This is a genomic window from Burkholderia sp. Bp8992, from assembly GCF_003853705.1.
Classification (GTDB): domain Bacteria; phylum Pseudomonadota; class Gammaproteobacteria; order Burkholderiales; family Burkholderiaceae; genus Burkholderia.
In genome coordinates this window covers 22920-41637 of sequence record NZ_QTQI01000010.1, presented here as the reverse complement: position 1 = coordinate 41637, position 18718 = coordinate 22920, and the positions used below count along the sequence as shown (strand labels likewise).

Here is an 18718-nt window from a genome sequence, read left to right as displayed (position 1 = left end):
GCACGCCCGCGCACGGCGGGCGCGTTGCCGAGGAGTCAGGCGATGGCGAAGGTGGTCGATGCGATCCGCGCGCTCGAGCGCGATCGGTTCCGGGCGATGGTGGACGGGGACGGCGAGGCGCTCGACGCGCTGCTGTCGGACAAGGTGTTCTTCGTACACACCAACGGCAAACGCGAAACCAAGCAGCAGTTCATCGATGCCATCGTCGCCGGCCGCCGCCGCTACCGCCAGATCGAGATCCAGTCGCAGGACGTGCTGCCGGCCGGCGGCGAAACCTGCGTCGTCACCGGGCGCGCGTTGATCGAGATGGAAACGAACAACGGCGGCCTGGTATTTCCGATTGCCTATACGTCCGTCCATACCGAGGAGCAGGGGCGCTGGTGCCTGCTCGCGTGGCAGGCGACGCGGTGCGCAACCGAGACATGAGCGCGCGTCGCGCTCCTTTTCGTGTCTCCCGATCGAGCGGCCTTCTGGGCCGCTTTTTGCTGGCCCGTGCGGCGCGGATCGCGCGGCGCACGGGCGGTCACGCCCCGCTCGCTGACGTTTGAAACCCTGAGTCGATGCCGGCCGTCAAGCCGCCGCGCGGCGATCCGCGCAGTGCCAGGCCGAACGGTTGATCGAGCTGACGACCGCGTCGAGCGCGGCGCTCGCCGCATCGGCATGCAGGCCGACGCCGTGCCGCAGCGGCGCGTCGCCGACCCGGCAGCCGGCCGATACCGCGAACCGTCCGTCCGTCGTGCGCACGGATTCGCACGACGCCACGTCGATCGCGGCGCCGGCGGCCGCCGCGAATGCCGCGGCGAAACGTCGCACGGTGTCTTCGGGCGTCGCATCGGCGGCGGGCGCCGCTGCCGCGATCTCGCGGTTCTGCCAGCGAGCGCCGCTGCCGTTGCGCGCGGCCGGACCGTCGGTCTCGAAGAATTCGCGTGCGAACAGCGCGCAGATCGCGTCGCCCGTCACTTCCTCGCCCGATGTGTCGGCGAGCGTCTGCACCGCGTGGCTGAATTCGATCTGCACGCGGCGCGTCGGCGTGAAGCCCATGCCGCGTTCGAGCAGGAACGTCGCGCCGCCCTTGCCGGACTGGCTGTTCACGCGGATCACCGCGTCGTAGCTGCGGCCGAGGTCGGCCGGGTCGATCGGCAGGTACGGCACTTCCCAGACCGCGTCGGGGCGCTGCTGCGCGAAGCCCTTGCGGATCGCGTCCTGGTGCGAGCCCGAGAACGCGGTGAACACGAGGTCGCCCGCGTACGGGTGGCGCGGATGCACGGGAATCTGGTTGCAGCGCTCGACGACGCGGCGCACCGCGTCGATGTCGGAGAAGTCGAGGCCCGGGTCGATGCCCTGCGTGTAAAGGTTCAGCGCGAGCGTGACGAGATCGACGTTGCCGGTGCGCTCGCCGTTGCCGAACAGGCAGCCTTCGATGCGGTCGGCGCCCGCGAGCAGCGCGAGTTCGGCCGCCGCGACCGCGGTGCCGCGATCGTTGTGCGGATGCACGGACAGCACGATGCTGTCGCGATACGCGAGGTTGCGGTCCATCCATTCGATCTGGTCGGCGAACACGTTCGGGCTCGCGGCTTCGACGGTGGCCGGCAGGTTGACGATCATCTTGTGATCGCGGGTCGGGCGCCACGTCTGCGCGACCGCGTCGCAGATCTCGCGTGCGAACGTCAGCTCGGTCATGCTGAAGGTTTCCGGCGAGTACTGGAAGGTCCACTGCGTGTCGGGGCGCGCGGCCGCGTGCTCCTTGATGATGCGCGTGCCGTCGATCGCGAGCGCCTTCACGTCGTTTTTCGACATCCCGAACACGATGCGGCGGAACGACGGGCACACCGCGTTGTACAGGTGCACGATCGCGCGCGGCACGCCTTCGAGCGCGTCGAACGTGCGGGCGATCAGGTCTTCGCGCGCCTGCACGAGCACCTCGATCGTCACGTCGTCGGGAATCCGCTTGTCGTCGATCAGCTTGCGGACGAAATCGAAGTCGGTTTGCGACGCCGATGGAAAACCGACTTCGATCTCCTTGAACCCGATCGCAACCAGCATCTCGAAGAACTCGAGCTTCTGCTCGATGCTCATCGGCTCGATCAGCGACTGGTTGCCGTCGCGCAGGTCGGTGCTCATCCACACGGGCGCACGCTCGATGGTGCGGGACGGCCAGCGGCGGCCATTGAGGCGGACGGGCTCGAACGGACGGTACTTGTCTTGCGGATTGCGCTGCATCTTCTGGACCTCGGGTCTCAAGTCGCGAGCGAAGACGGGCGGCATGGGCGACGGTTGGCGCTGCCTCGCACCGCCGCGCGCAACGGCGCCGCGGATGCGGATGATCTTCGCGAATCGGCCGACGGATAGACGGACGAATGCTGACGACTTCGGTTGTAAAAACTACGAGAGGGGTACTGCGAGGTACTGCTGGGAGGGACCGTGCGGACAGCACACGGCGCTACGACAGCCTTAGGCTAGTCGTAGCGATAGCGGCCGCGCTAGGCGGCCGGAGGTAATTCGGAGGGTGTTCGGAAAGGAACGCATGGCGACCACTCTATGCCAGGATGCGGCAGTGTGTCAAATGGTCGGGATAAAGGGGCGGGTCGCCGCCCGTGCCGTCAGCGCGCGATACGGGCGATCTGCACGATCGTCGTGACCTGCCGCGCGACCGTGTCCGGCACCGGCACCTCGCCGCGCAGCACGGCGTCCGTCCACGCGGCCGTGGTCGCTGCATCGCGCGATTCGGGCAGCGCGACGGGCGGCGCGTCGGTCGACGAACGTTCGGCCTCGATCAGCGTGTCGCACACGCCGTCGTGCAGCCAGTCGACCTGCACCTGGCGCCGCGTGTCGGCGACGGCTTCGCCCTCGGTGCCGCGCGCGAGCAGCGCGCCGCCGAGCGCGGCGTCCGGATGATCGCGGAACAGCTGCGCGAGGCTGTCGCGGTACGGCGGATGCGTGTAGTTGACGAGCCGCAGGCCTGCCGGCGCGAACGGCTGCAGGATCTTCACGAGCGTGTGCGTCGAGTTGCGTACGCCGAGCACGCTGCGCATCGACAGCAGGCGTGCGATGCGCGGCGCCAGGACTTCGATCGACGCGAACGCGACGCGGCGCTCGGCGAGCATGTCCTCGATCGCATCGTGCGACGTCGACGGCGCGAGCGACAGCGCGGAGAAGATCTCGGCGCTCGTCACGCGGCCCGGGTCGCGCGCCACGCCGTGCACGAGCACCGGCACGCCTTCGCGCGCGAGCAGCAGCGCGAGCAGCGGCACGAGGTTCGGCTGCTTGCGCGCACCGTTGTAGCTGGGGATCGCCACCGGGCGGAACGCGGCGTCCTGCACGTGCACGGGCTCGAACGAGGCCTGCGCGGCGGCGAGCATCGCGGCCAGCTCGTCGGCGGATTCGCCCTTCAGCCGGTAGGCGATCAGGATCGCGCCGAGTTCGACGTCCGACACGCGCGCGTCGAGCATCGCGCGATAGAGCTCGAACGTGTCCTCGGCGGACAGCGCGCGCGCGCCGTTCGGGCCGCGGCCGATTTCCTTGATGAAGCGGGCGCACGGGAACGGAGCGGTGGCGGGATCGTGGGAAGCGGTCATCGGTACGTGGAGCGGTCGGCCCGCATCGGGCCGCGCGGTGAGCGGTGAGGAATGCCCGAGTATCGCACGGGCGCAGGCGCGCATCGTGCCGCGCTACACTCTGGGTCCCGGCGGTGCGCGCGCCGGCTGCGCCGCGCCCGTGCCGTTGCCGGCCGAATACGACCACGAGAGACATCCCATGAAGCTCTACAGCTATTTCCGCAGTTCCGCGTCGTACCGCGTGCGGATTGCCCTGAACCTGAAGCAGCTGCCGTTCGACTATGTCCCCGTGCACATGCTGCGCGACGGCGGCGAGCAATTGAAGGATGCGTACCGCGCGCTGAATCCGGACGCGGTCGTGCCGACGCTGATCGACGACGACGCGACGCTGCAGCAGTCGCTCGCGATCATCGAATATCTCGAGGAAACCCATCCCGAGCCCGCGCTGCTGCCGAAGCAGCCGGTCGACCGCGCGTATGTCCGCGCCGTCGCGCTGCAGATCGCGTGCGAAATCCATCCGCTCAACAACCTGCGCGTGCTGAAGTACCTGAAGCACACGCTGAAGGTGCCCGAGGACGCGAAGAACGCGTGGTACCGGCACTGGATCGAGGCCGGCTTCGAGACGCTCGAGACGCGTCTCGCGGGCGATCCGCGCACCGGCAAGCTGTGCTTCGGCGACACGCCGACGCTCGCCGACGTGTGCCTCGTGCCGCAGGTGTTCAACGCGAACCGCTTCTCGATCGATACCACGCGCTTTCCGACGATCCAGCGGATCGTCGACCATGCCGCGACGCTCGACGCGTTCAAGGCCGCTGAACCCGGCGTGCAGCCCGACGCGGAATGAGCACGGCGCGCCCGCTGCGAGCGTGAGCGGGCGCGCATGAAAAAGGGCGCCCGAAGGCGCCCCGTGCGATGCGTGCCGGCGAGGTTCAGCCGAGCAGCGCGTCCGCGAATTCCACCGCGCTGAACGGCTGCAGGTCCTCGACCTTTTCGCCGACGCCGATGAAGTAGACGGGTACCGGGCGTTGCCGCGCGATCGCGGCGAGGATCCCGCCCTTCGCGGTGCCGTCGAGCTTCGTGACGATCAGGCCCGTGAGGCCGAGTGCGTCGTCGAACGCCTTTACCTGCGTGAGCGCGTTCTGGCCGGTGTTCGCGTCGATTACCAGCAGCACTTCGTGCGGCGCGCCGTCGTGCGCCTTCGAGATCACGCGCTTCACCTTCTTCAGCTCTTCCATCAGGTGAAGCTGCGTCGGCAGGCGGCCGGCCGTGTCGGCCATCATCACGTCGATCTTGCGCGCGCGCGCGGCGCTGACGGCATCGAAGATCACCGCGGCCGGATCGCCGCTTTCCTGCTGCACGACCGTCACGTTGTTGCGCTCGCCCCAGACCGCGAGCTGTTCGCGTGCGGCCGCGCGGAACGTGTCGCCCGCGGCCAGCAGCACCGACTGGTCGAAGCTCTGCAGATGCTTCGCGAGCTTGCCGATGCTGGTCGTCTTGCCCGCGCCGTTCACGCCGGTGATCATCATGACGAGCGGCTGCGCGCGGCCGAGCATCAGCGATTTCTCGAGTGGCGCCAGCAGCTCGACGAGCAGGTCGTGCAGTGCGTCCTTCACCTGCTGCGGGTCGGTCAGCCGGCCCGTGCGCACCTTTTCGCGCAGCGCGCCGAGCAGGTACTCGGTCGCATCGACGCCCGCGTCGGACATCAGCAGCGCGGTTTCGAGCTCCTCGTACAGGTCCTCGTCGATCTTCGTGTTGACGAAGACGCCGGTGATGCTCGAGCCCGTCTTCGCGAGCCCCGTTTTCAGGCGCGCGAGCCACGACTTCTTCGCGGAGGCATCCTGCAGCGGCGGCGGGACGATCTCGACCGTCTCGACGACTTCGTCGCGGCCGTCGTTGGTCGGCGTGACCGTCATCACGACGGCCGGTGCGGCCGGTTGCGCGGGCGCCTGCGGCACCTCGGCCGCGGGCGGGGCCTCGAGCGCGGGCGCGTCGGACGATTCGTCCGCTTGCTGCGCGTCGGCCGATTGCGATTCCGCCGGATCGGGCTCCTGCGATTTCTTGAATCGTTTGAAGAAACTGAACATGGTCTGACGTCGGGAAGAGGGCAGGCCCGCCGAGAAGAGCGGGGCGCTGGACGGGCCGTTCTGCGTTCGCGCGGGCGCGGCGCACGGCGGCCGAAACCGTGCATTTTATCAGTGCGGCGTGGCGCCCGCGTCAGTGCGCGCCGCCGCTGTGGTAACGTGCGCCTGTTTGGCGGTGCGCCCCTGCGCGCGCCCGGTCCCTCCGTCGTCGATATTCCGTATGTCCCGTTCCTCTTCCGGCCGCCCGGCGGCCCCTCCTGCCCGCGGCAAGCCGCACACGATCCGCATCATCGGCGGCGACTGGAAGCGCACGCCGCTCGCGGTGCTCGATCTCGACGGCCTGCGGCCGACGCCCGATCGCGTGCGCGAGACGCTGTTCAACTGGCTCGGCCAGGATCTCGAAGGCCGCCGCTGCCTCGACCTGTTCGCGGGCACCGGCGCGCTCGGCTTCGAGGCCGCGTCGCGCGGCGCGGCGAGCGTCGTGATGGCCGAGCGCCACCCGCGCGCCGCGCAGCAGCTGCGGGCGATCAAGGACAAGCTCGGCGCGCGCTCGGTCGAGGTGGCCGAGGCCGACGCGCTGCGGCTCGCGGCCGGGCTCACGCCCGGTGCGTTCGACGTGGTGTTCCTCGATCCGCCGTTCGGCGAACCGGCCGTGCTCGATCGCGCGATCGCGCTGGCGGCGCCGCTCGTCGCGGCGGGCGGCGCGCTGTACGTCGAAACGGGGGCGGAACTCGACCCGGCCGCTCATGACGCGCTCGACGGCTGGCAGGTGGTGAAGCACGGCAAGGCGGGGGCGGTTCACTATCATTTGCTGCGGCGCGAAAATGATGAATAATGCGCGTTCCATACGAGGCGGCGCGCCGCAAAGGCGACGCATGCCCATCTCGGCAGTGGCGTGCGCATCGCGCGGCTGCCATCCCGTTTGCGTGATGACAGGAGGAGCGACATGGTAGTCGCCGTGTATCCCGGTACGTTCGATCCGCTGACGCGCGGGCACGAAGACCTCGTGCGGCGTGCGTCGAGCATTTTTGATACGCTGGTTGTAGGCGTCGCCGACAGCCGCGCGAAAAAGCCGTTCTTCTCGCTCGAAGAACGTCTGACGATTGCGAACGAGGTGCTCGGCCATTATCCGAACGTGAAGGTGATGAGTTTCACCGGCCTCCTGAAGGATTTCGTCCGGACCAACAACGCGCGGGTGATCGTGCGCGGCCTGCGCGCCGTGTCCGATTTTGAATATGAGTTCCAGATGGCGGGGATGAACCGCTACCTGCTGCCCGATGTCGAGACGATGTTCATGACGCCGTCCGATCAGTACCAGTTCATCTCGGGCACGATCGTGCGCGAAATCGCGCAGTTGGGCGGCGATGTCAGCAAGTTCGTGTTCCCGTCCGTCGAAAAGTGGCTGACCGAGAAAGTGACGGCGATGGGAGGCCCTGCCGCGTAATGCGGCGCCGGCCGGTTTCGTCGTGAAGCCGGCCGTTGGCCTGAAGAAGTGAGATCAGTATGGCTTTGATGATTACCGACGAGTGCATCAATTGCGACGTGTGCGAGCCCGAGTGCCCGAACGGTGCGATTTCGATGGGCCCGGACATCTACGTGATCGACCCGAACAAGTGCACCGAGTGCGTCGGCCATTTCGACGAACCGCAGTGCCAGCAGGTGTGTCCGGTCGAATGCATTCCGCGCGATCCGCAGCATGACGAATCGCACGCGCAATTGATGGAGAAGTATCACGCGTTGATCGCCGTGAAAGGCGACGACGCGTCGTGATCCGGCGGTGACGCGCGCCCGTTGACTGGCGAGCGCGCGTTCCGCTTTCAAATCGGCGCCGTCCGGCGCCGGTTCTTCCGTATCAGGCCAGCAGCTCGCGCAATGCCGCGACGAGCGCATCGCATTCGGCATCGGTGCCGACCGTGATGCGCAGGTGCTGGTCGATCCTCGGCAGCCGGAAGTGCCGCACGAAAATTTCCCGTTCCTTCAGCTTCGCCGCGATCGTGCCCGCATCGTGCGCGGGATGGCGCGCGAACACGAAATTCGCGGCCGACGGCACGATGTCGAAGCCGAGCGCGTCGAGCGCGTGCGTGAGCCGCGTCCGGCTGTCGACCACGCGCCGGCAGGTCGCGTCGAAATAGTCGGTGTCTTCATACGCGGCCTGCGCGGCGACCTGCGCGAGCCGGTCGAGCGGATAGGAGTTGAAGCTGTCCTTCACGCGGTTCAGCGCGTCGATCAGCGCCGCATCGCCGAACGCGAAGCCGACGCGCATGCCCGCGAGCGAGCGCGCCTTCGACGTCGTGTGCACGACGAGCAGGTTCGGATGACGGTCGATCAGCGTAATCGCCGACTGCGCGCCGAAGTCGACATACGCCTCGTCGATCACGACGACCGATGACGGATTCGCGGCCGCGATCCGCTCGACGTCCGCGAGCGGCAGCGCGCGCCCGGTCGGCGCATTCGGGTTCGGAAACAGCACGCCGCCGGCGTCGTCGAGATAGTCTTCGACGCGGATCGAGAAGTCGTCCGCGAGCGGCACGATCGTGGTCTCGACGCCGTACAGGCGCGCGTAGGTCGGATAGAAGCTGTACGTGATGTCCGGGAAGCGCAGCGGCCGGTCGTGCTTCAGCAGCGCCTGGAACGTGTGCGCGAGCACCTCGTCGGAGCCGTTGCCGACGAATACCTGCTCGGGCTCGATGCGGTGATGGGCCGCGACCGCCTCGCGCAGGGCCCGCGCGACCGGGTCCGGATAGCGGCGCAGCGTGTCGCCGGTCGTGCCGAGTTCGCGTGCGATCGCCGCGGCGACGCGCGGCGACGGCGGATAGGGATTCTCGTTGGTGTTCAGCTTGACGGGGTGCGCGAGCGCGGGCTGCTCGCCCGGCACGTAAGGCACGAGTTGCTGAACGACGTCGCTCCAGTAACGGCTCACCGCTTGGCTCCTGTCGGGCAAAACGTCGAGATTACCGCATGTGCGCGTCGCGGTGGGGCGGACGGCCCGATGCACCGGGCCGGTGCGAGCCGAGATCAGTTGCGATGCAGCTGCATCGTCGCGCGGTCGAGTTCGCCCTTGACGACCATCGGCATCACGGCGAGCGCGCGTTCGATCGATGCGTCGATCACGTCCTGCTCCTCGCGGCGCGGCGGCTTCAACACGAAGTTCGCGACGTCGGGCTTCGCGCCGGCGCGCGCGCTTTCCGGAATCAGGTCGCGCGGATGGCCGATGCCGATCCGCAGCCGCCAGTACTGCTGCGACGACAGGTGCGCGGTGATGTCCTTCAGGCCGTTGTGGCCGCCGCTGCCGCCGCCGAGCTTCAGCTTCACGGTGCCGGGCGGCAGGTCGAGCTCATCATGCGCGACGAGGATCTGGTCGGGCAGGATCTTGAAGAATTGCGCGAGCGCGACGACCGACTGGCCGGAGCGGTTCATGTAGGTCTGCGGCTCGAGCAGATGGACTTCCTCGCCGTGCAGGCGCGCTTTCGCGTAGAAGCCGTGGAAGCGGCGTTCGTCGCGCAGCGTCGCACCGGCTTCGCGGGCGAGCTGGTCGATCAGCCAGAAGCCGGCGTTGTGGCGCGTCGCGGTGTATTCCGCCCCGGGATTGCCGAGGCCGACGATCAGTTTGATCATGACGTTTCGAAGGCGGCAGCGGCCGCCTGGGCGCAGAAAAAGAAAAACCCGCCGGGCAAGCCGCGGCGGGTTGCTTCGACCGTTTCGTGAAACGGATCGATGGGGCGAGCAGGCAGCCGCTTAGGCAGCCGGCGTTTCGCCTTCAGCTGCGTCCGACACGGCACCAGCCGGGATCGTCGCCGATGCGACAACCGGGTTTTCCGCGTCGACGTGCGCGACCAGCGCGACGCCCTTCGGCAGCGTGATGTCCTTCGCGTGCAGCGATTGGCCGGCTTCGATCTTCGACAGGTCGACTTCGAGGAACTCCGGCAGGTCAGCCGGCAGGCACTCGATTTCGATTTCCGTCGCGACGTGCGAAACGATCGCGCTCGACAGCTTCACGGCCGGGCTGATTTCCGCGTTCAGGAAGTGCAGCGGAGCCTTCGTGTGCAGCTTCTTCTTCGCGTCAACGCGCTGGAAGTCCACGTGCAGCACCAGTTGCTTGAACGGGTGGTATTGCACGTCGCGCAGCAGGACCTGTTGCGACTGGCCAGCCACTTCGAGGTCGAGGATCGACGAGTGGAAAGCTTCCTTCTTCAGGGCGTGCCACAGGGCGTTGTGATCGAGTTCGATCTTTTGCGGGGCTGCTTCGCCACCGTAAACGATACCCGTGGTCTTACCGGCGTTGCGCAGGCGGCGGCTCGCACCCGTACCTTGCTCTTGGCGCTCGAAAGCGACGACTTTCATATGATTCTCCAATGGCTGCCCGCGACCAGGCAGTAAAACGGGGCCGTCAAACGGCGGCCCCTGATGAAACGGCCGGGGTTTCGTCTATCCCGTCCGATTGTGCAAAAAGCGAAGCGTCGCCGCTTCGCTTTCCGCGCATACTTTGTTCAGTCGATTCGCGATCAGGATTCCGCGAACAGCGACATCACCGAATCGCCGCGGCGGATCCGCGAGAACGTCTCGGCCAGGAGGCTCGCGCTCGTCAGCGAGCGGATCTTCGAGCAGGCCAGCGATTCGGCCGACAGCGGGATCGTATCGGTGACGACCAGCTCGTCGAGTGCCGATGCTGCGATGCGATCTGCGGCGCCCCCCGACAGCACGGGGTGCGTCGCGTACGCGAACACCTGCTTCGCACCGCGGTCCTTCAGCACTTGCGCGGCCTTGCAGAGCGTGCCGGCCGTATCGACCATGTCGTCCATGATCACGCAGGTGCGGCCTTCGACTTCACCGATGATGTTCATCACCTCGGCGACGTTCGCCTTCGGACGACGCTTGTCGATGATCGCGAGATCGCAGTTGAGCTGCTTCGCGAGTGCCCGGGCACGCACCACGCCGCCGACGTCCGGCGACACGACGAGCAGATCCGAGTAGTTCTGCTTGCGCAGGTCACCCAGCAGGATCGGCGTTGCGTAGATGTTGTCGACCGGGATGTCGAAGAAGCCCTGAATCTGGTCGGCGTGCAGATCCATCGTGATGATCCGCTCGACGCCGGCGATTTCCAGCATGTTCGCGACGACCTTCGCCGAGATCGCGACGCGCGCCGAACGCGGGCGTCGATCCTGACGGGCATAGCCGAAGTAGGGGATGGCTGCGGTGATCCGGCCGGCGGATGCGCGCTTCAGCGCATCGACCATGATCATCAGTTCCATCAGATTGTCGTTCGCCGGTGCGCACGTGGATTGCAGGACGAAGACGTCCTTGCCGCGCACGTTTTCCTGGATCTCGACCTGGATTTCGCCGTCGGAGAAACGGCTGACCATTGCTTTGCCGAGGGGAATACCAAGGATACTGACGACTTCCTGGGCGAGCGCGGGATTCGCGTTGCCAGTAAAGACCATCAGGCCATCATGGCTGTGGCTGCTCATCGTGCACCTGCTTCAGGCTTGGGCGGGAAATGCGGGAAAATTTTTGGCAGGGGAGGAAGGACTCGAACCCTCGCATGCCGGAATCAAAATCCGGTGCCTTGACCAACTTGGCGACTCCCCTACACTTAACTGACTGCTTCACCGAACTTGTGTAGGCCGTTCGGCAAAGTAAAACTTCATGACGCGAAAGCGAAGAGCGGATGCTCGTTCAGACTCTCGGCAACTGCGCCATTCCAACTGGCGGGCAGCTTGGCTTTCGCCGCTTCTGCCTCGTGCTTGCTGTGAAACGCTGCAAACACGCTTGCTCCGGAGCCGGTCATCCTCGCGGGGGTCAAATCATACAACCATTTAACCGCCTGCGCAACTTCCGCGTACTTCCTTGTTACAACTTCCTGCATATCGTTTTGGCCGAAGCTATCTGGCCATCCCGCATCGCTGGTTTGCTGTGCAAGAAAGTCAGCAATTGTGACGGGCTTCGTATCTCTTGTCAACAACTCATCTGAAAATATTTCAGCGGTGGGGACATGAACGCTTGGCGTCACAACCAAGAACCAGCGAGTCGGCAATTGTACCTCAGCTAATTCTTCTCCGATACCCTCTGCGAACGCATTTTTTCCAAAAATAAAAAACGGGACGTCTGCGCCGAGTTTGACCGCGAGCGACTGGAGTTCGGCGCGCGGCAGGTCGAGCTGCCACAGGCGGTTCAGCGCGAGCAGCGTCGTCGCCGCGTCGGAGCTGCCGCCGCCAAGGCCGGCGCCCATCGGCAGGCGCTTGTCGATCTCGATGTCGACGCCGTGCGCGGTGCCCGTATGCGCTTTCAGCAGGTTGGCCGCGCGCACGACGAGATCGCTTTCCTCGGGCACGCCGGGCACGTCGGTGACGCGCGCGACACGGCCGTCGTCGCGCAGCGTGAAGTGCAGCGTATCGCCCCAGTTCAGCAGCTGGAACACGCTCTGCAGATCGTGATAGCCGTTCGGACGACGGCCGGTGATGTGCAGGAACAGGTTGAGTTTCGCGGGCGCAAGGCAGTTGCGCAGCGAGCGGGTCGAATCGGTCATGCGTAGGTCTGGGCTGGGCCGGTGCTCACTGGTCGAGCACGAGCTTGATGTCGAGCGGCGGTGTCGCGCGCACGAGGTTGACGCGTTTGACGCCCGTGGCCGGGGCATCCGCGTAGGCAAGGTAGTCGATGGTCCAGCCGTCCTGGCGGATCTGCTTCACGCGCGTGCCGTCGGCCGGGTCGCGCACGGTTTCCGCGTGCGTCGCGGGCGCGGCCGTCGGCAGCAGCCAGTAGCGCAGGCCGGCGAGCGGCAGCTCGAAGCCGAGGGTCTTCTGCATCAGGTCGCCGACGTCCGGTGCATATTGCGTCGGACGGTTCGGCAGTTCGAGCGAGGCCGCCTGCGGCGTCGATTTCACGATCGCGAGCGTCTGGCCGAGCGGGCTGCGCAGCTCGAGCGACACATCGTCGCCGTGCTCCTGCCAGTCGAAGTTGCCGTACACGTGCTGCTGCTTGCCGAGACGGTCGTCGTACTGCACCGCGAAGCGGCCGTGGTAAGCGTGCGTCGCGGCCGTTTGCAGCACCGCGCCCGTCGCCGGCGCGCTGGCCGACGGCGGCGTGCTCGCGCAGCCGGCGAGCGCGAGCGCCGCGCCGGCCGCGGCCAGCGTGCGCTGCGCGCGGGAGGACAGGGAAAGCATCGGGAACATCCGCATCAGAGGCCGTTGACCTGGAGGCGCTTCAGCGTCTGCACGAGCGTGTCGTTGTCGGGTTCGAGCTTCTGCGCGTCGCGCCACGCGGTACGCGCGTCGTCCTGCGCGCCGCTCTTCCACAGCACTTCGCCGAGGTGCGCGCCGATTTCGGCGTTCGGCTGCAGTTCGTACGCGCGCCGCAGGACCTTCGTCGCGCCGGCCGTGTCGCCCATCCGGTACTTCACCCAGCCGAGGCTGTCCATGATGTACGCGTCGTTCGGCGCGAGCGCCATCGCCTTGTCGATCAGCTTGCTGGCCTCCGGCAGGCGCTGGTTGCGGTCGGCCAGCGAATAGCCGAGCGCGTTGTACGCCTGCGGGTTGTCGGGCTGCGTGCGAATCAGTTCGCGCAACTGCTTTTCCATCGTCGTGTAGTGGCCGGTCTTTTCGGCCGCCATCGCGTAGTCGTAGCGCAGGTCGGGATCGTCCGGGAAGTCCTGGACGGCTTGCCCGAGGCGCGCTTCCGCTTCCGGATAGCGCTTCGCCGTGAACAGGATCGACGCGTCCGTGCGTGCGACCACGGCCGCGTCGCGCGGATCCGAGATCGGCAGGTTGTCGAGCACCTTGCGCGCCTCGTCGGTCTTGCCCTGTTTCTGCAGCAGCTGCGCGCGCGTGATTTGCGCGGGCAGGTAGTGCTGGCTCGTCTGGTCGACCTTGTCGAGCCACTGCGACGCCTGCGCGTCGTTGTTCTGGTCGATCGCGATCTGCGCGAGGTAGATGTAGCCCTGGCCGACGTCGAGGTTCGGCTGCTTGTCGCCGAGCTGCACGTACTGCTTCAGGTAGCCGGTCGCCTCGTCGAGTTTCTTCTGCTGGATCTTGATCAGCGCGAGCGCCATCAGCGGCGTCGGATCCTTCGCGTCGAGCTTGCGCATCGTCTCGAACTGCTTCTGCGCGTCGTCGAGGCGATCGTCGGCGAGATACAGCTGCGACAGCGCCAGCCGCGCATCGCGCGACTTCGGATTCTGCTGAACATACTTCTCGAACGACGCGATGCCGGCCGCGCGTTCCGCCGGGCCCATCTGTGACAGCATCAGCGCCGCCGGCAGGTAGTCGGGGCGCAGCGCCAGCGCCTGCTTCAGCGACTGCGCGGCGCCGTCCTTGTCGTCGACCGCGAGCTGTTGCCGTGCGATCGCGAGCTGCGCCTCGGGCCGGTTCATGTCGCTTTTCAGCATGTCCTTCAGCACCGCGAGGCCGCCGACGCGGTCGGAGCCGCGCACGAGCAGCGCCTGCAGCGCGAGGATCGCCGGGCCGCGCGTCTCGCCGGTCGCGCGGGCCAGCTCGCGCGCGAGCATTGGCTGCGCGTCGGCCGGCTTGCCGGCGAGCACCAGCAGCGCGGCATCGACCTGCGACGCCCGGTTCGAGTCCGGCGCGTACTGGCGCCACAGGTTCGCGGCGGACAGCGCGTCGGCCGGGCTCTGCGCGCCGAGCGCGATCTCGGTCGCGCGCTGCGCCATGCGCGGATCGCGCGTATCGCGGGCAAGCGCGAGGTAGGTCTGGTAGGCCGGCGCCGGCTGGTTGCGCTGGAGCGCGACCTCGGCGGCGAGCACCTGGTAGACGATCTGGCTCGTCAGCGGCACACCGGGGAGATTCTTCTGCTCGTCCGGCATCACATGCTCGAACGCGCCCTGCGGCTCCGCGTCGTCCGATGCCGGATCCTGCGCGTGGGCCGGGAAGGCGGTGAGGGTCCAGGCGGCAAACAGCGCGGCGCCGAGCGCACGTCGGACCGGGAAGGCGTGCACGCCGCGCACGGCGGCGGGGCGCTTCTGAAGCAGCTTCGAGGGCAGAGTCATGGAAATCCGTTCGATGTTTCAACCGATTGTAACGCGCTCGCTACAATACAGGCACGATCGTGATAGGGTCTGTTTACATGTGGAACGCACATGCGAATGCCCGAAATCGCCCGCCTGGCAAGAAGCGAGGAGCGCCGTTTGGCGAGCCAAACAAGCGACGAGCGACGCCGCCAGGCGGGCGATTTCGGGCATTCCCGTGACATGATTTTTTTAATTTGGGGTTGCCACGAGAACGACCGCTCGCCGCGTTGCGCTCCTTGCGAATATGTCTGTATTCGCGGCGTCGCGCGCCTCGCGAGCGGCCGTTCTCGTGGCAACGCATGCGCGTTCCACATGTAAACAGACCCTCGGTTCAGACCACCAAAACATGCCAGAGTTGCCAGAAGTCGAAGTCACGCGCCGGGGCATCGAGCCCTTTGTCGCGGGCCGCCGCGTCGAGCGTGTCGACGTCCGAACCGCGATGCTGCGCTGGCCCGTGCCGGCGGAGTTCGCCGAGCAGTTGCGCGCGCGCGAGGTGCTCGCCGTCGAGCGTCGCGGCAAGTATCTGCTGTTCGAGGTCGATGCCGGCTGGTTCATCGTCCATCTCGGCATGACGGGCACGCTGCGCGTGCTGCCCGCGGCCGGCGTGCCGGTCGCCGCGAAGCACGACCACATCGACTGGATCTTCGACGAATTCGTGCTGCGGTTCCGCGATCCGCGCCGCTTCGGCGCCGTGCTGTGGCACCCGCGCGAAGCGGGCGACGTGCATGCGCACCCGCTCCTCGCGAGCCTCGGCGTCGAGCCGTTCTCGCCCGCGTTCACCGGCGCGCTGCTGCACGCGCGCACGCGCGGCCGCACGGTGTCGGTCAAGCAGGCGCTGCTCGCGGGCGACATGGTCGTCGGCGTCGGCAACATCTATGCGTCGGAGAGCCTGTTTCGCGCCGGCATCCGGCCGACGACGGCCGCCGGCAAGGTCTCGCTGCCGCGCTACGAGCGGCTGGCCGACGCCGTGCGTGCGACGCTGGCCGACGCGATCGAGCGCGGCGGCAGCACGTTGCGCGATTTTGTCGGCAGCAACGGCGAAAGCGGCTATTTCCAGCTCGACTGCTTCGTCTACGACCGGGCGGGCCAGCCGTGCCGTGTGTGCGGCACGCCGATCCGCCAGATAGTGCAGGGCCAGCGGTCGACCTATTTCTGTCCGACCTGCCAGCGTTGAAACCTTTTTCCACAATTAGACAACTTGAAGCCGCCCCGCATCGCCCCCGCTCCGTTCCCCGTCACGCCGCTGCATCGCACGTTTGCCACACGCCTGGTCGCATGGCAGCGCGAGCACGGCCGCCACGACCTGCCGTGGCAGAACACCCGCGATCCGTACCGGATCTGGCTGTCGGAAATCATGCTGCAGCAGACGCAGGTGTCGACGGTCATTCCGTACTACACGCGCTTTCTCGAACGCTACCCCGACGTCGCCGCGCTCGCGGCTGCGCCGACCGACGACGTGATGGCGCTGTGGGCCGGGCTCGGCTACTACTCTCGCGCCCGTAACCTGCACCGCTGCGCGCAGGTCGTCGTCGCCGAGCATGGCGGCGCGTTTCCGGCGACGCCCGACGCGCTGGCCGAACTGCCGGGCATCGGCCGCTCGACGGCCGCGGCGATCGCATCGTTCGCCTATGGTGCGCGCGCGACGATCCTCGACGGCAACGTGAAGCGCGTGCTTGCGCGCGTGTTCGGCGTCGAGGGGTTTCCGGGCGAGAAGCGCGTCGAGAACGACATGTGGGCGCTCGCCGAATCGCTGCTGCCCGACGCCGCGAACGCCGCTGACGTGAGTGCCTATACGCAGGGGCTGATGGATCTCGGCGCGACGCTGTGCATGCGCGGCAAGCCCGATTGCGCGCGCTGCCCGTTCGCGGGCGACTGCGTCGCGCAATCGACGGGCCGCCAGCGCGAACTGCCGGCCGCGCGCCCGAAGAAGGCCGTGCCGACGCGCAAGACCTGGATGCTCGTGCTGCGCGACGGCGACGCGGTGCTGCTGGAGCGACGTCCGCCGACCGGCATCTGGGGCGGGCTGTGGAGCCTGCCGCAAGCGGACGGTGATGCCGCGCTCGCGGAGCTCGCGCGCGGTTTCGGCGGCGGCGGCACGGTGCCGCTCGCGCCGCTCACGCACACGTTCACGCATTTCCGGCTGGAGATCGAGCCGCGGCTGAGCGACATGACGGGCGGCGGCGGATTGCCTTCGTCCGCACGGGACGCCGATACCGCGTGGGTGCCGCTGGGCCGGCTCGATGCGTACGGCGTGCCGGCGCCCGTGCGCAAGCTGCTCGACGCGCTGAGCGGGCCGCTGCTGTAATACGAAGGGGGAAGGGCGCTGTGCCGGTCGCACGCCCGGAAGCGTCGGACTACCGGGCTTGCGTCACGCAGGAGAGCCCTTCGGGCGGGCAGGCGCGACGCGACGGGCCGGCGTGTTTTACAGCCAGCCGTGCCGGTCGAGCACGTGGTGCACGGCGTCGATGCGTGCCCCGACGTCCGGAAACTCCATCAGCTTCTGCCGCGCGCGCAGGTCGAGCGGCAGCAGTTCCGCGAGGCGGTTCGACACCCAGCTCGGATCGTCGAGGCGGAACGGTTCGCCGAACGGCATTTTCTCCGGATCGGACTTCTTCAGCGCGTTGATGATGCGCTCGAGCACCTCGGCGCACGAGCCGAATTGCGCGAGCGCCTGCTCGCCTTCGAGCGGGATGTCGTCGGGCAGCGGCTCCGCGATGCCGACCAGCAGCCCGTTGCCTTCGACGCGATACGACAGCAGCTCGAAACGCTGCGTGCCGACCGCCTGCAGGTACAGCATCCCGAATTCACCGGTATCGCACTCGGTGATGCGCGCCATGCAGCCGATGGTCTCGGGCACCGATACGGCGCCGTCCTGCGCGACTTCGGGCCCGCTCTTCAGCAGGCACACGCCGAACGGCGCGTCGTCGCGCAGGCACGCGCGGGACATGTCGAGATAGCGCGCCTCGAACACCTTGAGCGGGAGCAGGCCGCCCGGAAACAATACCGTGTGCAGTGGAAACAGCGGCAGGTCGATCAGGGTGGTCGATAGGGAGGACATGGCGCGCTGACAAGGGAGCGGGCGTCGCTAGGGTCGGGCGACCTCGGAGACGAGCCGCGACGACGCGTCGACATCCACTGGCGCGTCACGATGCCGCACGATCACGTTCGCCTCGTGCGCAAGGCGCGCGGCGAGCGTTTCCGCGATGAACACCGAGCGATGCTGGCCGCCCGTGCAGCCGATGGCGACGGTCAGGTAGCTGCGGTTGTCATCACGGAAGTGCGGCAGCCATTTCATCAGGAACGCATGGATGTCGTCGATCATCTGGTGGACGATCGGCAGTGCGTCGAGAAAGGCGATGACCGGCTGGTCGAGCCCGGTGAGCGGGCGCAACTGGTGGTCGTAGTACGGATTCGGCAGCGCGCGCACGTCGAACATCAGGTCGGCGTCGAGCGGCACGCCGCGCTTGAAGCCGAACGATTCGAACATGACCATCAGGTCGTTGTTCTTTTGCTCGATGAAGCGCTTGACCCACGTGCGCAGCGCGTTCGCGCGCAGCGTGCTCGTATCGATCTGGTGGCCGAATTCGGCGAGCGGCGCGACGAGTTCGCGCTCGCGCTCGATCGCTTCCTCGAGCGACGACAGCAGGCCGACGTCCGCATCGTGCGACCGCGAGCCGGACAGCGGATGGCGGCGGCGCGTTTCGGAGAAGCGCTGGATCAGCGCCTGCGTGCTGGCGTTGAGGAACAGCACGCGCACGTCGTGCTCGCCCGACAGTTCGCGGATCAGGCCGGGCATTTCGTCGAGCGACGCGCTCGAGCGCGCGTCGATCGCGACCGCGAGCCGGCGCTGGCCGTTCTGGGCGAGGTAACGGGCGAGTTCGGGAAGCACGTGCGGCGGCAGGTTGTCGACGCAGTAATAGCCTGCGTCTTCGAGCGCGTTCAGCGCGACGGACTTGCCTGAGCCGGAGATGCCAGTGATAAGGACGATGCGCATGGGAAGCAGAGAATCCTGACGTTTCATCATAGCACCGGCTCGACGCGTCGGCGTTGCGCGGCCGGCGCGTGCG

General features: G+C 67.4%; 19 protein-coding genes and 1 tRNA gene. 7 read left to right on the top strand and 13 right to left on the bottom strand.

Going from position 1 to position 18718, the window contains the following annotated elements; translation table 11 throughout:
• The first annotated feature begins 42 nt into the window (after window positions 1–42).
• Window positions 43–426, top strand: a complete 384-nt coding sequence (locus tag DIE03_RS16445; RefSeq protein ID WP_124452085.1) for a nuclear transport factor 2 family protein — start codon at window positions 43–45, stop codon at window positions 424–426.
• 144 nt (window positions 427–570) lie between these two features.
• Here DIE03_RS16445 and leuA read toward each other — a convergent pair whose 3' ends face one another.
• Both leuA and ybiB read right to left on the bottom strand, forming a co-directional pair.
• The gene (gene leuA / locus DIE03_RS16440; RefSeq protein WP_124452083.1) at window positions 571–2220 is read right to left on the bottom strand and encodes a 2-isopropylmalate synthase; all 1650 of its coding nucleotides are present in this window, start codon (window positions 2218–2220) and stop codon (window positions 571–573) included.
• Between the two features lie 380 nt (window positions 2221–2600).
• On the bottom strand, window positions 2601–3575 hold the full coding sequence (ybiB, locus tag DIE03_RS16435) for a DNA-binding protein YbiB (protein ID WP_124452081.1): 975 nt from the start codon (window positions 3573–3575) through the stop codon (window positions 2601–2603).
• 178 nt (window positions 3576–3753) lie between these two features.
• Between ybiB and maiA the strand changes: the two genes are divergently transcribed.
• Window positions 3754–4398, top strand: coding sequence for a maleylacetoacetate isomerase (gene maiA / locus DIE03_RS16430; RefSeq protein WP_124452079.1), 645 nt, complete (start codon window positions 3754–3756; stop codon window positions 4396–4398).
• 85 nt (window positions 4399–4483) lie between these two features.
• Here the strand turns inward: maiA and ftsY are convergent, their stop codons facing one another.
• Window positions 4484–5638, bottom strand: a complete 1155-nt coding sequence (gene ftsY, locus DIE03_RS16425) for a signal recognition particle-docking protein FtsY (RefSeq protein ID WP_124452077.1) — start codon at window positions 5636–5638, stop codon at window positions 4484–4486.
• Between the two features lie 217 nt (window positions 5639–5855).
• On the opposite strand from ftsY, the gene rsmD reads away from it, so the two are divergent.
• The 3 genes from rsmD to DIE03_RS16410 all read left to right on the top strand — a co-directional run bounded on the left by rsmD (window position 5856) and on the right by DIE03_RS16410 (window position 7405).
• Entirely contained in the window at window positions 5856–6470 is a 615-nt protein-coding gene (gene rsmD, locus DIE03_RS16420; RefSeq protein WP_124452075.1) for a 16S rRNA (guanine(966)-N(2))-methyltransferase RsmD, read from the top strand.
• Between the two features lie 111 nt (window positions 6471–6581).
• Window positions 6582–7079 (top strand): pantetheine-phosphate adenylyltransferase, encoded by a 498-nt coding sequence (gene coaD / locus DIE03_RS16415; protein WP_021163047.1) that lies wholly within the window; start codon window positions 6582–6584, stop codon window positions 7077–7079.
• Window positions 7080–7138: 59 nt separating this feature from the next.
• On the top strand, window positions 7139–7405 hold the full coding sequence (locus DIE03_RS16410) for a YfhL family 4Fe-4S dicluster ferredoxin (RefSeq protein ID WP_006477774.1): 267 nt from the start codon (window positions 7139–7141) through the stop codon (window positions 7403–7405).
• 82 nt (window positions 7406–7487) lie between these two features.
• Here the strand turns inward: DIE03_RS16410 and hisC are convergent, their stop codons facing one another.
• The 8 genes from hisC to DIE03_RS16370 all read right to left on the bottom strand — a co-directional run bounded on the left by hisC (window position 7488) and on the right by DIE03_RS16370 (window position 14630).
• Entirely contained in the window at window positions 7488–8555 is a 1068-nt protein-coding gene (gene hisC / locus DIE03_RS16405; RefSeq protein ID WP_124452074.1) for a histidinol-phosphate transaminase, read from the bottom strand.
• 95 nt (window positions 8556–8650) lie between these two features.
• On the bottom strand, window positions 8651–9250 hold the full coding sequence (pth, locus tag DIE03_RS16400; RefSeq protein ID WP_021163050.1) for an aminoacyl-tRNA hydrolase: 600 nt from the start codon (window positions 9248–9250) through the stop codon (window positions 8651–8653).
• Window positions 9251–9370: 120 nt separating this feature from the next.
• Window positions 9371–9976 carry a 50S ribosomal protein L25/general stress protein Ctc gene (locus DIE03_RS16395; protein ID WP_124452071.1) on the bottom strand — a complete coding sequence of 202 codons (606 nt, stop codon included), beginning with the start codon at window positions 9974–9976 and terminating at the stop codon, window positions 9371–9373.
• 161 nt (window positions 9977–10137) lie between these two features.
• Window positions 10138–11100, bottom strand: a complete 963-nt coding sequence (locus tag DIE03_RS16390) for a ribose-phosphate pyrophosphokinase (RefSeq protein ID WP_059575643.1) — start codon at window positions 11098–11100, stop codon at window positions 10138–10140.
• Between the two features lie 44 nt (window positions 11101–11144).
• Window positions 11145–11221, bottom strand: a tRNA-Gln gene (locus tag DIE03_RS16385).
• Between the two features lie 55 nt (window positions 11222–11276).
• Window positions 11277–12158: a 4-(cytidine 5'-diphospho)-2-C-methyl-D-erythritol kinase gene (ispE, locus tag DIE03_RS16380; protein WP_124452069.1), complete on the bottom strand. Its 882-nt coding sequence runs from the start codon at window positions 12156–12158 to the stop codon at window positions 11277–11279.
• 25 nt (window positions 12159–12183) lie between these two features.
• Window positions 12184–12807: a lipoprotein insertase outer membrane protein LolB gene (lolB, locus tag DIE03_RS16375; RefSeq protein WP_124452067.1), complete on the bottom strand. Its 624-nt coding sequence runs from the start codon at window positions 12805–12807 to the stop codon at window positions 12184–12186.
• Entirely contained in the window at window positions 12807–14630 is a 1824-nt protein-coding gene (locus tag DIE03_RS16370) for a tetratricopeptide repeat protein (RefSeq protein ID WP_124452065.1), read from the bottom strand. Before DIE03_RS16370 ends, lolB begins: the two co-directional genes overlap by 1 nt.
• A gap of 367 nt (window positions 14631–14997) precedes the next feature.
• On the opposite strand from DIE03_RS16370, the gene mutM reads away from it, so the two are divergent.
• Both mutM and mutY read left to right on the top strand, forming a co-directional pair.
• On the top strand, window positions 14998–15825 hold the full coding sequence (mutM, locus tag DIE03_RS16360; RefSeq protein ID WP_124452061.1) for a bifunctional DNA-formamidopyrimidine glycosylase/DNA-(apurinic or apyrimidinic site) lyase: 828 nt from the start codon (window positions 14998–15000) through the stop codon (window positions 15823–15825).
• Window positions 15826–15849: 24 nt separating this feature from the next.
• On the top strand, window positions 15850–16956 hold the full coding sequence (gene mutY, locus DIE03_RS16355; protein WP_124452059.1) for an A/G-specific adenine glycosylase: 1107 nt from the start codon (window positions 15850–15852) through the stop codon (window positions 16954–16956).
• A 117-nt stretch (window positions 16957–17073) separates the two neighbouring features.
• On the opposite strand, the gene DIE03_RS16350 is transcribed toward mutY, so the two are convergent.
• Both DIE03_RS16350 and rapZ read right to left on the bottom strand, forming a co-directional pair.
• Window positions 17074–17709, bottom strand: coding sequence for an LON peptidase substrate-binding domain-containing protein (locus DIE03_RS16350; protein WP_124452057.1), 636 nt, complete (start codon window positions 17707–17709; stop codon window positions 17074–17076).
• Between the two features lie 27 nt (window positions 17710–17736).
• Window positions 17737–18645 carry an RNase adapter RapZ gene (rapZ, locus tag DIE03_RS16345; protein ID WP_124452055.1) on the bottom strand — a complete coding sequence of 303 codons (909 nt, stop codon included), beginning with the start codon at window positions 18643–18645 and terminating at the stop codon, window positions 17737–17739.
• Window positions 18646–18718 lie beyond the last annotated feature (73 nt).

Bases quoted from the DNA above. Each gene is read 5' to 3' on its own strand.
- DIE03_RS16370 (WP_124452065.1), bottom strand. From the start codon at position 14,630: ATGACTCTGCCCTCGAAGCTGCTTCAGAAGCGCCCCGCCGCCGTGCGC.
- ftsY (WP_124452077.1), bottom strand. From the start codon at position 5,638: ATGTTCAGTTTCTTCAAACGATTCAAGAAATCGCAGGAGCCCGATCCG.
- DIE03_RS16390 (WP_059575643.1), bottom strand. From the start codon at position 11,100: ATGAGCAGCCACAGCCATGATGGCCTGATGGTCTTTACTGGCAACGCG.
- DIE03_RS16410 (WP_006477774.1), top strand. From the start codon at position 7,139: ATGGCTTTGATGATTACCGACGAGTGCATCAATTGCGACGTGTGCGAG.
- rsmD (WP_124452075.1), top strand. From the start codon at position 5,856: ATGTCCCGTTCCTCTTCCGGCCGCCCGGCGGCCCCTCCTGCCCGCGGC.
- DIE03_RS16350 (WP_124452057.1), bottom strand. From the start codon at position 17,709: ATGTCCTCCCTATCGACCACCCTGATCGACCTGCCGCTGTTTCCACTG.
- DIE03_RS16395 (WP_124452071.1), bottom strand. From the start codon at position 9,976: ATGAAAGTCGTCGCTTTCGAGCGCCAAGAGCAAGGTACGGGTGCGAGC.
- rapZ (WP_124452055.1), bottom strand. From the start codon at position 18,645: ATGCGCATCGTCCTTATCACTGGCATCTCCGGCTCAGGCAAGTCCGTC.
- DIE03_RS16445 (WP_124452085.1), top strand. From the start codon at position 43: ATGGCGAAGGTGGTCGATGCGATCCGCGCGCTCGAGCGCGATCGGTTC.
- maiA (WP_124452079.1), top strand. From the start codon at position 3,754: ATGAAGCTCTACAGCTATTTCCGCAGTTCCGCGTCGTACCGCGTGCGG.
- pth (WP_021163050.1), bottom strand. From the start codon at position 9,250: ATGATCAAACTGATCGTCGGCCTCGGCAATCCCGGGGCGGAATACACC.
- ybiB (WP_124452081.1), bottom strand. From the start codon at position 3,575: ATGACCGCTTCCCACGATCCCGCCACCGCTCCGTTCCCGTGCGCCCGC.
- leuA (WP_124452083.1), bottom strand. From the start codon at position 2,220: ATGCAGCGCAATCCGCAAGACAAGTACCGTCCGTTCGAGCCCGTCCGC.
- coaD (WP_021163047.1), top strand. From the start codon at position 6,582: ATGGTAGTCGCCGTGTATCCCGGTACGTTCGATCCGCTGACGCGCGGG.
- mutM (WP_124452061.1), top strand. From the start codon at position 14,998: ATGCCAGAGTTGCCAGAAGTCGAAGTCACGCGCCGGGGCATCGAGCCC.
- ispE (WP_124452069.1), bottom strand. From the start codon at position 12,158: ATGACCGATTCGACCCGCTCGCTGCGCAACTGCCTTGCGCCCGCGAAA.
- lolB (WP_124452067.1), bottom strand. From the start codon at position 12,807: ATGCGGATGTTCCCGATGCTTTCCCTGTCCTCCCGCGCGCAGCGCACG.